Genomic DNA, 13,903 nt, shown 5'->3' with positions numbered 1-13,903 from the left:
CCGCGCAACCTCCTGGAACGCCTCCAGGCGTACGAGGACGACGTGTTGCGCTTCCTCGACGACCCTGCCGCTCCCTTCACCAACAACCAGGGGGAACGCGATCTGCGAATGACCAAGGTCCAGCAGAAAATCTCGGGCTGTTTCCGCTCCTGGGAGGGGGCGGAGATCTTCTGCCGCATGCGCAGCTTCCTCTCGACCGCCGTCAAGCAAGGGGTAGCGGCGCATACCGCACTGGAGCAACTGTTTGCGGGGGAGGTGCCAGCCTTCATGCAGCCTACAGCCACGGATCAGGCGGCGTGAGCTAAACAGTTACCACGGGCCAAGCCCGAGCTTCCCTCGAGCCGGAGCAGCACTTTGGCAGCAGGCTGCTGCCTCACACATGGATCCTATATGTAAGGATAAAGCCCCCAGGTTTACACAAGGCTTCCTGTATATCAATTTCAGCCACCGTGCCTTACATGGCCGATGATACGGTCGGTCATGAGCGGAACAGCTGCATGTACCGCTCGAAAACGAAGATCCGGTTGCGCTGGTAGCCGGTGATCTCACTCAGCATGTTGTCCTCGACCATCTTGTTGAGCAGGGCAGAGGCGGTCTGGTGGGTCACACCCAGCAAATCACTGACCTGGCCGGCCGTTACCGCCGGGCGCCTGTAAAGATGCTTGAGCAGCTTCTGAACGTTCTCAGCCCGCTTCCCGTAGCTGAATGCCAGATGGTCCATCTGCTGGCGCAGCGCCAGGATGCCCTCGAAGGTGACCTTGCCCTTGCCAGCCGTCTCTATGATGGCCGACAGGAAGAACTTGACCCAGTGCACCATGTCGTTCGACATCCTTACCCGAGTCAAGGCATCGTAGTAGCTGGCGCGGTTGCGCTCGAAGAAGTCAGACAGGTACAGCGAAGGCTTGCGCAGCAGCCCCTTGCTGACCAGGTAAAGGGCGATCAGCAGCCGGCCAATGCGGCCGTTACCGTCGAGGAAGGGGTGAATGGTCTCGAACTGGTAGTGGCTGATGGCGATCCTGATCAGTTCAGGAACGCTGACATTGTCGTTGTGCCAGAAGAGCTCCAGATCTCCCATCAACGCCGGCACTTCATCGGGATGAGGCGGAATGAAGGCGGCATCGGCCAGACTGCTGCCGCCGATCCAGTTCTGGCTGATACGAAATTCACCTGGTGACTTGTGCTCACCACGCACCCCCTGCATCAGGATGGCGTGGGTGTGCTTGAGCAGCCGATTGGACAGCGGCAAATGCTCCAACTCTTCGACCGCCTCGTTGATCGCCTGAACGTAGTTCTGCACCTCCTGCCAGTCATCCCGCTTTTCGGGGGCCAGTTGGCTGCTGTCCAGCACTGCTTCGTCCATCTCGGTCTGGGTACCCTCGATGCGGGACGAGTTGTTGGCCTCCTTGGTGATGTGCATCTGGATGAAAAGGTCCACATCCGGCACGATCAGTGTGAAGGCATCGAGCTCGGCCAGGGCTCGAGAAGCCCGCTCCAGAAGAGTGTTGATCTGCGGGTCTTCCCAGCTCCATTCGTGGTTCACGGTGACCGGGCTGAAGCTCTTGTACTGGTACTGCGGCACCCATCGACCGGCATCAAAGGTTTCAAACTTCATCGCTAGGCTCCTTACCATAGACGTAGGCGGCCCGCTCTTCAGCAGCCAACAATACCTCGGCCTGTTCGGCATGTTGACCGACCTGCCAGCCACGAACGTCGATCTTGCCGGTGACGGCAGCGGAGATCAGGGCGGAGCGTCGCTCCTCAAGCCTCTTCTGTAACTCTAGTGCCTGACCAGCCAGATCCAGCAAGCTCCACGTCTGTTTTATGATTTCATCGCGGATTTTTGCCTGCTCTTCAAGTGGAGAACAAGGGAAGGGCATCTCAAGCACGGTGCTTTGCCCAATATTCAGCATTGAACTGCTAGCTCCGGTTGCCTCCAACTCAATTTGCTGCCTAGTTTGCGGAGCGCCCATGAAAAAAGCTAAAAACCGTGGATCTGCAACCGTCTCGCGAACACGAAGCCGAAACAGCTTGTCCGACAACATTAAGTTGGGATAGGAAACAGCAGGGACTGCACAACTACCGACCAGCTCTCGCGTATTGGCACGAGAGATCAAGACATCATCAGCCTTGATGCACAAATCCAACCTCGGAGAAAGATTGTCAGGAAGCTTCTTGTTCTCTTGACTGACAAATCTACCATGGTTGACGCACCCCACTTTAAGCACGCCCCACTCACTCTCACTTTCGACCGGGCTATTTTCACACTGAGGGCTCCATCCTTGCTCAACGGTGTGCACAATATGCTTGACTCGAGTGATTCTCCAATGCGCCGGCACTTCCCCCAGCCACTCAACCCCGGAGTCCTTCATCGGCACATCGGGGTCCAGCCCCTTGGTGACGGCATGGGAGATCACCGCCTGGCGCTTCTCCTTGAGCAGCTCGATCAGGCGCTGCTGCTCCGCCACCAAGGCGTCGATGCGGGCGGTTTCGTTGTCAAGGAAACTCAATATCTCACGTTGCTCTGCTGTCGGAGGGAGAGGCAACGGACATGACATCACGTTACTGGATGAAATTGAGGCTAGGTTGGTGCTCTGCTTGGAGTACAGATAAAAGTAGGACCGGGCTGCACTGGAGCGAGTGAACATAGACAGCCAGTAGGGCAGCAAGTACTGGTTTGGGCGAATGGCAAAAACATGGTTCTGGTGAAGGCAATCAGCAATTTCCCCCTGCCAGACAGTCCCACGACCAAGCTTGTCATTGTCGCCGCCTTCGTTCATCAAGACGTCGCCGGGCTGGAGGCGATAGCGGTCAACCTCGGACAACGCAACGGTCACAGTGTTGACCGACGAGAGATCGACATGCCCATCCTGAACATTCGCAACACGCAGATATGGCAGGTCAACCGTGAGCGTATCATCGGAGTAGCTTTTCCCCTTAGCCACCCCGCCCTGGATGGTTGCATACCACCGCAACGGCCCGACCACCCAATGCGCCGGCACTTCCCCCAGCCACTCGACGCCGGAGTCCTTGTATTCGGGGTACTGCGGGAAGGTACTCGGGCTATCCCTGCCCTCGCCCTTTGGGCCAGTCGCTTCGCGCCTGTTCGCTCTTTCCGAAGTTCGGGTTCCCGCTGCATCTTTCATGCCGACAGCTCCTCGATCATCTGCTTGATCCGATCGGTGCAGGCCTTGAGGTCAGCGTCGATCTCATCCAACGGACGAGGCGGCGTGAACTGGTAGAAGTGCCGGTTAAAGGGGATCTCGAAGCCGACAATGCCGATGCGGCCATCCAGCGGGTCGCGCTTCTCCTCGTCGATCCAGGCGTCGGGCACGTGGGGCTTCACCTCACGCTCGAAGTAGTCGAACACCGACTCGTCCAGCGGCACGTTCTCGTTGTCGCGCAGACTGGTATCAGGCTCAGGGTTGCCCTTCTTGTCCCGGCAGATATCGGCGTCCGGGTCGCGCTCGGAGAGAGCGCCCAGGATCGCCTTCTGCACCGGGGCACCGACCTTGAGGCCCGCCGCTTTGATCGCGGCCTTTAGCGCCTTGGTGAAGTCGTCGCGATTGGTGAACACCTGCGCCGGGTCCAGGGTGGCGCAGGCGGCCTTGATCGCCTCGCGTTCGCCCTCCGCGAGCTTCTGGAGCGGCTTCTCGTCATCGAGCTTGGCCAGGCGCTCGGGGCTGGCCTGGAAGTTGAGGCGCAGCGGACGCTCCACGGTGATGCGCCGGTAGCCGAAGGCCTCCACCGGGAACAGCTTGCTCTCCTCGCTCTCCTGGCAGGCGCCGTAGAGGCGCACGATCTCCTCGATATCGCGGTCGGCGACGAACTGGCGCTTGCTGCCCAGCGACTTGCGCATCTTGCTGGCCCGACCGGTGGCGTTGATCAGCTGCACCTGCCCGCGGCGCTCGGCGGGCTTGTGGTTGGAGAGGATCCACACGTAGGTGGCGATGCCGGTGTTGTAGAAGAGATCGGTGGGCAGGCCGACGATGGCCTCCACCAGGTCGTGCTGCAGCAGGTAGCGGCGGATCTCGGACTCGCCGCTGCCGGCGCCACCGGTGAACAGCGGCGAGCCATTGAGGATGATGCCGATGCGCGAGCCGCCCTCCTGGCGGGGGCGCATCTTGCTCACCAGGTGCATCAGGAACAGCAGCGAGCCGTCCGAGACCCGCGGTAGGCCAGGGCCGAACCGGCCCTCATACCCTTTCTGGTTGTGCTCGTCGGTGATCGCCTTCTGCACCTTCTTCCACTCCACGCCGAAGGGCGGGTTGGAGAGCATGAAGTCGAAGTGCTCGGCAGGCAGTTGATCGTCGGAGAGGGTATTGCCGAGCTTGATCTGCTCCACCGCCTGGCCCTTGATCAGCATGTCGGCCTTACAGATGGCATAAGACTCGGGGTTGAGCTCCTGGCCGTGCAGCGAGACGGTGACGTCCTGGCTGACCTGCTGGATGTACTCGTCGCTCTCAGAGAGGAAGCCACCGGTACCCGCGGTGGGGTCGTAGACGGTGACGATGCCGTGGGGGCGCAGCTTCTGCTCCTGACCGGTGAGCACCAGGGAGGTGGTCAGGTGGACGATATCGCGCGGGGTGAAGTGCTCCCCCGCCGTCTCGTTGGAGCTCTCGGCGAACTTGCGGATCAGCTCCTCGAATACCAGGCCCATGCCGTAGTTGGTGAGCCGCTGCGGGCTCATGTCGATAGACGCGAAGCGCTGCACCACCTGGTAGAGCAGGTTGCTGGCCCCGAGCTGCTGGACGAAGCCCTCGAACTCGAAGTGCTCGAAGATCTCCCGGGCGTCCTGGCTGAACGACTGCACGTAGCTCATCAGGTCGTCGGCGGTCTGGGTGTCGGAGAGAGTCCCCAGGGTCAGCGGTGAGGCGTTGAAGAAGGGCTGGTCCGCCGCGCGCAGCAGCAGCTTCTCGCGCACCGCCTCGGGCTTGGCCTGGTGCTCATGGGCGGCGGCCAGCACCTCGGCCTTGGTGGGTTCCAGCACGCACTCCAGGCGCCGCAGCAGGGTGAAGGGCAGGATGATGCGGCCGTACTGGGACTGCTTGAAATCGCCGCGCAGCAGGTCCGCCACGGACCAGATGAAGGCCGCCAGTTGAGAGTGACTCTCCGTGTTCACGATGCTTCCCCGCGTTCTTGGTGCTGATGGTAATGAGTGCCGACCATCATACACAGCGAGGGGGTGGCCACGAAGTGCGGGAGAACGAGCCGGGTCAGTGCTCTCCCTGCGGCGGCTCGTTGGAAGGCTGCCGATAGGGTGACTGTGGCGCATCCTCCCCTATCAGCACGGGCTTGCCATCCTTCCACACCACTGCATAGTGACCGAGTCGGCGCTTGCGCTCGAGGGTCTCAGCCACAGCGGCACGCAGGCTATCCAGCATTTCCTGGGTATCGGGGGAGAGCTGGGTCATGGTCGTGACTCCTTGGAAAGCTTCTCGAACAGCGCATCATTGAGAATCTGGCGATCAGGTCCATGCTGCTCGAATACGGGTTCCGGCGTGCTACCGTCATTCATAAAGCAGCGCGTATGGCTAACCAACGGTGCATAAACCGACAGCAGGTTGTGCAGGCTACGCGGGAATCGGCGCTGGATGTCTTTGAGCGGTATATTATGGCCGCCATGGGAGACTCGTTCAGCTACGCGCAGTCGCGACATTTCCACAGTTGGCAAGGCGAGATAAACAAGCTCAACCCTCCAGTTTGCGGACAGTAGACGTTTGACCAGCGAAGAATAGCCACGCCCTGAAAGCGTCGTTTCGAAGGCAAAATCTTCCTTGTCGGCAATCGCCTCTTCAATTTCTCGCAGGAAGATACGGCTAGCCGCCAGAAGCTCTCTCTCCGGGGCAAGAGGCGAAAGGCCGGCAGCAATCAGGTCAGCGTTGATGAAGCGAGTGCAGCTAGCTACCTGGGGCAGGTAGTTCAGCGCAAAGGTAGTCTTGCCTGCTCCGTTCGGACCGGCAACAATCCAGCAAGTTGCTACGTGTTCTTCACGAGTCATCGCCAAGCCCTTCCGGCAGGTGCACATGGAAGGTGTCTTACCCGATGTGCACCACCCACTCTAGTTCAGGGTGGGCGGAAAATGCAGCTGTCCGTCGGTTGCTGCACGTTGGTGGGCCCAGCAGGACTCGAACCTGCGACCAAGGGATTATGAGTCCCCTGCTCTAACCAACTGAGCTATAGGCCCTTTCAGAGGAAGGTGCGGCAGAGCGCCGGCGTATGATAGCGAATGGCGATGAAGGTGGCCATAGCCCGCTCGCCGCTCGTGGCCTCCATGGCACCTTCTCCCTCCCCCGTGGTCTTCCTTGAGCCCGCCCCTTCTGGAGATCCGCCAGTGCCTCTTCGTTTGCTTGCCTTCTCGCTTGCTCGTTCTCTTTTGCGGTCTTCCGCCCTGGTCGCCCTGCTGGTTGCGCCCCTGGCTGCCCTTCCGGCGGCGGCAGCGGCCGCCTGGGAGCTGGACCCCGCCCAATCGCGGGTCGCGGCCACCGTGGTGCAGATCGCCCCGGAAGGCCCCATTCCCCGCCTGCACGAGGTGCGTCGGCTGAGCGGTACCACCGAGGCGGACGGCACTCTGGTGCTGCCGCTGCGGCTGGCCCAGAGCGATGTGATCGAGCGAATGGGGCCGCTGCCGCCCTGGCTCTCAGGCTTCACCGAGCGCCCCATGGCCACCCTGACCACCCGCTTCCCGCCGCAGCGCCTGGAGCGCCTGCCCGTGGGCGAATCGCTGGTGGAGGTGCTGATGCTCTCGGTGCAGACCGGCAACAGCACCCGCAGCGAGCCCCTGGCGGTGCGCTTCACCCGGGAGTCGCCTGAACGCGTGCGGGTCACCAACGCCGAGCGGGTGGCGCTGGACGGCCGCGAGCTGATGGCCGACCCGACGCTGCGCTCAGTACTGCTGCTGCTCGGCTACGAGCAGATCGGCGACGAGGTGCCGGTGAGCCTGGATGCGGTGCTGGTGAGACGCTGAGGCGCCCTCGCGACGGAGCGCGTTCCTGGCATCATCTCCCTGCCTATTTTTGATAATGATTATTATTTGTATAATGAGACTTTCCACGGATCCGGTGGTCTCGCCATGCCCTCTCCCCTGGCCCGGTTATACGTCGGCCCTCTCAAGCACCTGGCCCCGCCATCAATCGGGCCGCTAACAGCACCACTCGGCATGCCGGCCCTAGACCTGCTCGACCCGGCCTGCCTCGACGCGCTGCTCACGCGCTTCGGCGCCTGCTACGGCCATGGCGACCGCCGGGCGGTGGCCTCGCTATGGTCCAAGTGGCACTTCAGCGCCCTGGCGGCCCACTGCCTGGCCGCCAACCTGCTGCTCGAGCGCGACCTGCCGCTGGGGCTCGAGGACCTGCACCTCGAGCAGTCTCCCGAGGGGCAGACCACCGGCCTGGCGCTGCGGCATGCCGGCCGTCCCCTGGCCGACCTCGATCCCTGCCGGCGCTTCGCTACCCTGCTCGATGGCCATCTGGGGCCGCTGATCGAGGCCCTGGCCGCGGCCACCGGCGCCTCCCCGAAGGTGTTCTGGAGCAACGCCGGCAACTACTTCGAGCACTTCGCCGTCGCTTTGGCCGACCATCCCATGGCCGCGCCGGACGTCGCTGAACCCGCCAGGGTGCTGCTGACGAGCCGCACCCTGCCCGATGGACGTCGCAATCCGCTCTATCGCCCGGTGCACTATATCGAGGGAGAGGCCGAGACACCTCGCCGGGTGCGCCGCCTGTGCTGCATCCGCTATCTGATCGACGAGCTCGGCGTCTGCGGCAACTGCCCGCTGGCCTGCCGGCGCCAGGCCCGCACCACCGAGGCATCCTGACCCCATACAGGCGAAGGCCCACTCCGTTGCCGAGATGGGCCTGTCTGATGTGCCTGTTGGCGCCGGGACTCAGTAGCGCCAGGTCAGGTTGAGCATGACGTTTCGTGGAGCGCCGTAGAAGGCCTGGTCCCACTTGAGGCTGGTGAGATGCTTCTCGTCGGTGACGTTGTTGACGTTCAGCGAACCGGTCAGGCTGTCGCTGAAGTCGTAGCTCGCCATGAGGTCGACCAGGGCATAGGCCCCCTGCCGGGTCTTGCCGTCGGCGAAGTCGCGATCGCGCTCGATCTCATCCTGCCAGCGCAGCCGCGCCCCCACCTTCAGGGCATCCAGGGACGCCGGCCGGTAGCTGGTGGTGGCGCGCACCAGGTGGCGCGGGATGTAGGTATTGGTGGCGTTGCCCTCAGCGTCCTCGATCTCCAGGTAGGTGTAGCCGACGCTGGCCTGCCAGCCGGGGGCCAGCTCGCCGGCGAGCGTGGCCTCCACGCCCTCGCTGGTGATGCCGTCCCCGCCCGTGAAGAAGGCGGTGCCATCCGGCCGGGTGCCCGCCGGCTGGGCCACGTTATTCTGCTCGGTGCGGAACAGCGCCAGCGAGGCATCGGCCGCACCGTCGAACAGCTCGGCCTTGAGGCCGACCTCCTGGCTCACCCCGTCGACGGGGTCGAGATAGTCGCCGTTGCGGTCGATGGCGGTCTGGGGCTGGAAGATCTCGGTGTAGCTGGCATAGAGGGACGCCCAGTCGGTGACGTCGTAGATCAGGCCGGCGTAGGGCGTCAGCACCCGGTCGTGATCGCTTGCCTGGGACACCCCGTACTGCTCGCCGGTAGTGTCGGCCCAGCTCAGGCGGGCACCGACCACGGCGGTCCAGCGCTCGGCAAGGTCCAGCTTGGCGGCGCCATAGAAGCTGCGCTCCTTGACCGTGGCATCCCCATCGGTGCCGGGGAAGGCCACCCAGGCATCGGGTTCGGGATAGCGGCCGTTCCAGTCATCCAGCGGTGGGAGCCCCTGGCCACCCGCATCGAAGTCCGCCGTGGGGTAGCGGGAGAGCTGCTGGTTGCGGCTCTGGCTCCAGTCCGTGCCCAGCACCAACTGGTGGGTGCGGCCGAAGGCATCAACGTCGCCCTTGGCGTGCAGGTCGGCGACCCACTGCTCCAGGTGGCGATCGTATCGGCTCAGGGTCAGCTGCTCGTCGGCGATGCGCCCGGTCGTGGCATCCGGCACGCCGTAGATATAGAACAGCTGGGTGTCGGAGAGCATATCCAGGTGGGTCAGGGTTCCCTTCAGCGACCAGCGCTCACCGAGTTCCTGCTGCACCTCGAGGAAGCTGCGTCGGGTCTCCACGTCCCAGAAGGACCAGTGGGGCGCCGAGGTGGTCGAGACATCGTAGTCGGTGGGGTTGCCGGCCGAGTCATAGAGCGGCAGCGAGCCCCACATGTTGCCGTCGGTGTTGTTCTGCTGCCAGGTGTGGCCGAGGGTCACCAGGGTGCTGTCGGTGACATCGGCCTCCACCACGCCATAGAGCAGCCCCCGCTCGCGGCTGAGCCGGTCCAGGTAGGAGTCGCTCTCCATCCCCGCCGCCACCAGGCGCCCGCGGACGCGCCCCTGGGCATCCAGCGGACCGGCCACATCGGCCTCCAGTCGCCGCTGGTCCCAGGAACCAACGGTCGCCGACACCGCGGCCTGGGGCTCGAAGGTGGGTCGCTTGCGCACGAAGTTGACCGTCGCCGCCGGATTACCCGAGCCGGACATCAGCCCGGTGGCGCCCCGCACCACCTCGACCCGGTCGTAGATCGCGGTGTCCACGTCGCCGTGCACGTTGTTGTAGGGCATCGGCACGCGCACCCCGTCGACCTGGAAGTTCGAGATCTCGAAGCCTCGGGCCGAGTAGTAGGTGCGGTCCGTCTCCAGGCGCTCCACCGTCACCCCGGGGGTGCTCTCCAGGATGTCGTTGGTGGTGTTCAGGTTGAAGTCGTCGATCTGGGCCCGGGTCACTGTCGAGACGGACTGGGGCGTCTCGCGGGGCGTCAGGTCAAGGCGCGTGGCAGTGCTGGTGAGCGGCACCCGATAGCGCTCCGTGCCCTCGCTGATGATCGACAGGGCCTCGGCCTCGATGGTCACCGTCTCGAGTGCCTCGGTGGGCTCGATCTGCTGGGCCAGCAGGGGCGGCGAGCACAGCAGGAAGGCACCGGCGGTGGTCAGGCCAAGGGCCCGACGAACGGCCTGGGCCAGGGGGTCGACCCCGCAGGGGTGGGTAGCAGAATGGGACATGGGTGAGCAAGCCTTCGGTTCTTGTGTGCGGATTTAACGCGCATGATAATCACTATCATTTATTTAAACAAGTAGGAAATGTTCGCATTTGCATCTGTGCCTTCCGAAGGGATCTTATTGATACGCATTATCAACAAGGGTAAGGTAGCGCCCATCGCCTGCCCCGCCCGGGGCCCGCTGAAGGAGCGCCCTGCATGTTCGAACTGCGCGGAGCCGGTTTCGCCGTCGGCGACCGGCCCCTGCTCGCTGCCACCGACCTGACCCTGATGGGCGGCCGGGTGCATGGCCTGATCGGCCACAATGGGTCAGGCAAGTCGACCCTGCTCAAGCTGCTGGCCCGCCAGCAGCCGGCGAGCCAGGGCGAGCTGCACTTCGCCGGCCGCCCCCTGGCCCGCTGGGGGCATCGCGAGTTCGCCCGCCGGGTCGCCTACCTGCCCCAGCAGCTGCCCGCCACCGAGAACCTGCTCGGCCGCGAGCTGGTGGCCATGGGCCGCTACCCCTGGCGCGGCCTGCTGGGCCGGCATACCCGCGAGGACGAGGCGGCCATCGAACGGGCCATCGCCGCGACCCACACCGAGGCCTTCGCCGACCGCCTGGTCGATACCCTCTCCGGCGGCGAACGCCAGCGGGTCTGGCTGGCCATGCTGCTGGCCCAGGGCAGCGACTTCCTGCTGCTCGACGAGCCCCTCGCCGCACTGGACATCGCCCACCAGGTGGAGGTGCTGGCGCTGATTCGCGAGCTCAGCCAGCACCTGGGGCTCGGCGTGGTCATCGTGCTCCACGACGTCAACATGGCGGCGCGCTACTGCGACCACCTGGTCGCCCTGCACGGCGGGCGCGTGCTGACGCAAGGGTCACCGGCCGAGCTGATGGACGAGGCCACCCTGGAAGCCATCTACGGCATCCCCATGCGGGTGATGCCTCACCCCACCCACCATCACTCCGTCGCCCTGGTCCATGCCTGACTCGCCCGCCCGGCTGCTCCGCTGCGTCCTCGTCGCGCTGCTGCTGGCCCTGGGCCTGGCGCCAATGCCTCGCGCCCTGGCCCAGCCGGCCATCGCCACCCTCGACTGGACCCTGGCCGAGACCCTGGTGGCGCTGGGCGTCACGCCGGTCGGGGTCGCCCAGGTCGATGCCTACCATGCCTGGGTCGGCACGCACCTGCCCGAGGCGGCCGTCGATCTCGGCCTGCGCAGCCAGCCCAACCTGGAGCTGCTGGCGAACCTGGCACCCGATCACCTGCTGATCTCGCCGATGTTCGCCAATCTGGCACCGCGTCTGTCGCACATCGCCCCGGTGACGACCCTGCCGCTCTATACCCCGGGCCGCGAGACCTGGCCCCAGCTGCGCGACTTGACCCACGAGGTGGGCCGCCTGGCCGAGCGGGAAGCGGCCGCCGAGCGGCTGATCGCCAAGACGGAGGCGCGACTGGCGGACCTGCAACAGCGGCTACCCGAGCGGGTGCCGCCGCTGCTGGTGGTGCAGTTCATGGACGAGCGCCATGTCCGGGTATTCGGTGAGGGAGGCCTCTACCAGGCCGTGATGGCCCGCCTGGGGCTGGAGAACGCCTGGCACGGCGAGACCAACGCCTGGGGCTTCTCGCTGGTGGGCCTGGAGCAGCTGGCCGGCCTGACGGCCCGGCTGGTGGTGGTAGAGCCCTATCCGGTGGGCGTCGAGACGGCGCTGGCCGGCAGCGGGCTATGGCAGCAGCAGCCCAGCGTACGCGATGACAGCCTGATCACCCTGCCCCCGGTGTGGAGCTTCGGCGCCCTGCCCTCGGCGATACGCTTCGCCGAGCATCTGGTGGCCGCCCTGGAGGAGGCGCCCCATGACGACTGAGGCCGCCCGCCGCCACGCCCCTGCCCTCGTCTGCCTGCTGCCGGGCCTGGCGCTGCTGGCCCTGGTGCTCGGCTCGCTTTCCGAGCAGGGGCTCCTCGATGGCCTGCGCGCCCTGACGACCGTGACGCCGGCGAACGCCGAGTCGCTGGTGCGCCACTACAGCTGGTGGCCGCGCCTGGCCATGGCGCTGCTGGCCGGCGGCGGCCTGGCCCTGGCCGGGGTGCTGATGCAGCAGGTGCTGCGCAACCCGCTGGCCGCGCCTACCACCCTGGGGGTGGCCAGCGGCGCCAACCTGGCGCTGATGGCCGCCACCCTGCTCGCCCCCGGCCTGCTGCTGGCCGGGCGCGAATGGGTGGCCCTGGGGGGTGGCGCCGGCGCCATGGCGCTGGTCTTCGCCCTGACCTGGCGCCGCGGGCTTTCGCCTGCGGTGGTGGTCCTCGCCGGCCTGGTGGTGAATCTCTATGCCGGGGCCCTGGGCATGGTGCTGCTGCTGTTCCACCAGGAGACCCTCAAGGGGCTGCTGATCTGGGGCGCCGGGTCGCTTTCCCAGCACGGCTGGCATGACGCCGCCTTCCTGGCCCCGCGCCTGCTGCTGGGCGGCCTGGCGGCCTGGCTGCTGCTGCGTCCGCTGGCGGTGCTCGAACTCGACGACGCCAGCGCCAGGAGCCTCGGCGTCTCGCTGAAGCACCTGCGCCTGGCGGGGCTGGGGCTGGCAGTCTTCCTGACCGCCTGCGTGGTCAGCGTGGTGGGGGTGATCGGCTTCATCGGCCTGGCGGCGCCCAATATCGTGCGCCTGGCCGGCGCGCGCCGGCTGGGACCGCGCCTGGTCTGGTCGACGCTGCTCGGCGGCCTGCTGCTGGCCACCACCGACCTGCTGCTGCAGCGCTTCGCCGGCACCCTGCCGACCCTGATCCCCACCGGGGCCGCCACCGCCGCCCTGGGCGCACCGCTGCTGCTGTGGCTGATTCCCCGGCTGCGCCTGGAAGCCGGCCGCCCGCCCGGCGCCGCCACCGCGCCGGCCCCGCGCCACCCCGCCCCCGGGCGCCTGGCCGCAGGGCTGGCCTTTGGCCTCATGGCCGCCATTCTGCTTGCCCTGCTGCTGGGCCAGGCGACCGGCGGCTGGTACATCACTGTTGAGGAGGCGGTGCTGGCCTGGCGCTGGCCGCGGCTGCTGGCCGCCGCGGGCAGCGGGGTGATGCTGGCCATCGCCGGCACCCTGATCCAGCGCCTCACCGCCAACCCCATGGCCAGCCCCGAGGTGCTGGGCATCAGCGGCGGCAGCGCCATCGCCTTGATGGCTGCCATCTTCCTGCTGCCCGCCCCTGGCAACCTGACCCTGGTCGCCGCCGGTACCCTGGGGGCGCTGGCCAGCCTGACGGTGCTGGTCCTTATCAATCGGCGCAGCGGCTTCGTGCCCGAACGGCTGCTGCTCAGCGGCGTGGCGATCACCGCGCTGTTTGACGCCGTGCGCGCCATCGTGCTGGCCGGCGGCGATCCCCGCGGCCAGCAGGTAATCGCCTGGCTCTCGGGTTCCACCTATTACGTCGATCCCGTCAGCGCAACGCTGGTGGCGGGCCTTGCCGTGGCGCTGGCCCTGGCGGCACGCCCCTTCGCCCGCTGGCTGGATATCCTACCGTTGGGGGCCGCCACGGCCGCGGCGCTGGGGATTCGGGTAGAACGGGCGCGCCTGGCACTGCTGCTGCTGGTCGCCCTGCTGACCGCCTGCGCCACTCTGGTGGTGGGGCCGCTCTCCTTCGTCGGCCTGCTGGCACCCCATATGGCCCGACTGGCGGGCTTCTCTCGGGCGCGGGCGCAGCTGCTCGGGGCCGCTCTGATCGGCGCCCTGCTGATGGTGCTGGCGGATTGGCTGGGCCGCCAGCTGCTGTTCCCCGCGGAGATTCCCGCCGGCCTGGTGGCCTCGCTGCTGGGGGGCGCCTACTTCATGTGGGGCCTGGGGCGCCGGTAGGCACAGGCAATCCGAGCCTG

12 protein-coding genes and 1 tRNA gene are annotated in these 13,903 nt (G+C 65.9%); 6 read left to right on the top strand and 7 right to left on the bottom strand.

The window, feature by feature from the left end; all coding sequences use genetic code 11:
* Positions 1–300 (top strand): transposase (locus tag DER72_RS03335; RefSeq protein ID WP_146209031.1); only part of this gene is annotated, 300 nt, incomplete at its 5' end.
* Between the two features lie 178 nt (positions 301–478).
* Here DER72_RS03335 and DER72_RS03330 read toward each other — a convergent pair.
* The 6 genes from DER72_RS03330 to DER72_RS03305 form a co-directional block, all read right to left on the bottom strand.
* Positions 479–1,612, bottom strand: a complete 1,134-nt coding sequence (locus tag DER72_RS03330; protein ID WP_110068572.1) for a Fic family protein — start codon at positions 1,610–1,612, stop codon at positions 479–481.
* Entirely contained in the window at positions 1,602–3,143 is a 1,542-nt protein-coding gene (locus tag DER72_RS03325; RefSeq protein ID WP_110068571.1) for a restriction endonuclease subunit S, read from the bottom strand. The genes DER72_RS03330 and DER72_RS03325 overlap by 11 nt, the downstream gene beginning before the upstream one ends.
* Complete coding sequence (locus DER72_RS03320; protein ID WP_110068570.1) at positions 3,140–5,119, bottom strand: class I SAM-dependent DNA methyltransferase; 1,980 nt, start codon at positions 5,117–5,119, stop codon at positions 3,140–3,142. The genes DER72_RS03325 and DER72_RS03320 overlap by 4 nt, the downstream gene beginning before the upstream one ends.
* 94 nt (positions 5,120–5,213) lie before the next feature.
* A complete protein-coding gene (locus tag DER72_RS03315; RefSeq protein ID WP_110068569.1) occupies positions 5,214–5,411 on the bottom strand; it encodes a hypothetical protein in 198 nt (65 codons plus the stop codon).
* Positions 5,408–5,998 (bottom strand): zeta toxin family protein, encoded by a 591-nt coding sequence (locus DER72_RS03310; protein WP_110068568.1) that lies wholly within the window; start codon positions 5,996–5,998, stop codon positions 5,408–5,410. The genes DER72_RS03315 and DER72_RS03310 overlap by 4 nt, the downstream gene beginning before the upstream one ends.
* Before the next feature lie 109 nt (positions 5,999–6,107).
* Positions 6,108–6,184: transfer RNA gene (locus tag DER72_RS03305), tRNA-Ile, on the bottom strand.
* Between the two features lie 189 nt (positions 6,185–6,373).
* Between DER72_RS03305 and DER72_RS03300 the strand changes: the two genes are divergently transcribed.
* Both DER72_RS03300 and fhuF read left to right on the top strand, forming a co-directional pair.
* Positions 6,374–6,964 carry a hypothetical protein gene (locus DER72_RS03300; protein WP_110068567.1) on the top strand — a complete coding sequence of 197 codons (591 nt, stop codon included), beginning with the start codon at positions 6,374–6,376 and terminating at the stop codon, positions 6,962–6,964.
* Positions 6,965–7,156: 192 nt separating this feature from the next.
* Positions 7,157–7,813 (top strand): siderophore-iron reductase FhuF, encoded by a 657-nt coding sequence (gene fhuF / locus DER72_RS03295; RefSeq protein ID WP_258306174.1) that lies wholly within the window; start codon positions 7,157–7,159, stop codon positions 7,811–7,813.
* A 69-nt stretch (positions 7,814–7,882) separates the two neighbouring features.
* Here fhuF and DER72_RS03290 read toward each other — a convergent pair whose 3' ends face one another.
* Entirely contained in the window at positions 7,883–10,078 is a 2,196-nt protein-coding gene (locus DER72_RS03290) for a TonB-dependent siderophore receptor (protein WP_110068565.1), read from the bottom strand.
* 194 nt (positions 10,079–10,272) lie between these two features.
* Here DER72_RS03290 and DER72_RS03285 point away from each other — a divergent pair, with 194 nt between their 5' ends.
* From DER72_RS03285 to fhuB, 3 genes are read left to right on the top strand one after another with little or no spacing between them, the layout of a single operon-like run.
* Positions 10,273–11,043: an ATP-binding cassette domain-containing protein gene (locus tag DER72_RS03285; RefSeq protein ID WP_110068564.1), complete on the top strand. Its 771-nt coding sequence runs from the start codon at positions 10,273–10,275 to the stop codon at positions 11,041–11,043.
* Positions 11,036–11,917, top strand: a complete 882-nt coding sequence (locus DER72_RS03280) for an ABC transporter substrate-binding protein (protein WP_110068563.1) — start codon at positions 11,036–11,038, stop codon at positions 11,915–11,917. Before DER72_RS03285 ends, DER72_RS03280 begins: the two co-directional genes overlap by 8 nt.
* Positions 11,907–13,883 carry a Fe(3+)-hydroxamate ABC transporter permease FhuB gene (gene fhuB, locus DER72_RS03275; protein WP_110068562.1) on the top strand — a complete coding sequence of 659 codons (1,977 nt, stop codon included), beginning with the start codon at positions 11,907–11,909 and terminating at the stop codon, positions 13,881–13,883. Before DER72_RS03280 ends, fhuB begins: the two co-directional genes overlap by 11 nt.
* Positions 13,884–13,903: the final 20 nt, after the last annotated feature.

The organism is Halomonas sp. A11-A (assembly GCF_003182195.1).
Classification (GTDB): domain Bacteria; phylum Pseudomonadota; class Gammaproteobacteria; order Pseudomonadales; family Halomonadaceae; genus Halomonas; species Halomonas alkalicola.
This window is presented reverse-complemented; position numbering and strand designations above follow the sequence as displayed.

Coding starts and splice junctions, on each gene's coding strand:
- DER72_RS03285 (WP_110068564.1), top strand. CDS start 10,273: ATGTTCGAACTGCGCGGAGCCGGTTTCGCCGTCGGCGACCGGCCCCTG.
- fhuB (WP_110068562.1), top strand. CDS start 11,907: ATGACGACTGAGGCCGCCCGCCGCCACGCCCCTGCCCTCGTCTGCCTG.
- DER72_RS03325 (WP_110068571.1), bottom strand. CDS start 3,143: ATGAAAGATGCAGCGGGAACCCGAACTTCGGAAAGAGCGAACAGGCGC.
- DER72_RS03280 (WP_110068563.1), top strand. CDS start 11,036: ATGCCTGACTCGCCCGCCCGGCTGCTCCGCTGCGTCCTCGTCGCGCTG.
- fhuF (WP_258306174.1), top strand. CDS start 7,157: ATGCCGGCCCTAGACCTGCTCGACCCGGCCTGCCTCGACGCGCTGCTC.
- DER72_RS03290 (WP_110068565.1), bottom strand. CDS start 10,078: ATGTCCCATTCTGCTACCCACCCCTGCGGGGTCGACCCCCTGGCCCAG.
- DER72_RS03315 (WP_110068569.1), bottom strand. CDS start 5,411: ATGACCCAGCTCTCCCCCGATACCCAGGAAATGCTGGATAGCCTGCGT.
- DER72_RS03330 (WP_110068572.1), bottom strand. CDS start 1,612: ATGAAGTTTGAAACCTTTGATGCCGGTCGATGGGTGCCGCAGTACCAG.
- DER72_RS03310 (WP_110068568.1), bottom strand. CDS start 5,998: ATGACTCGTGAAGAACACGTAGCAACTTGCTGGATTGTTGCCGGTCCG.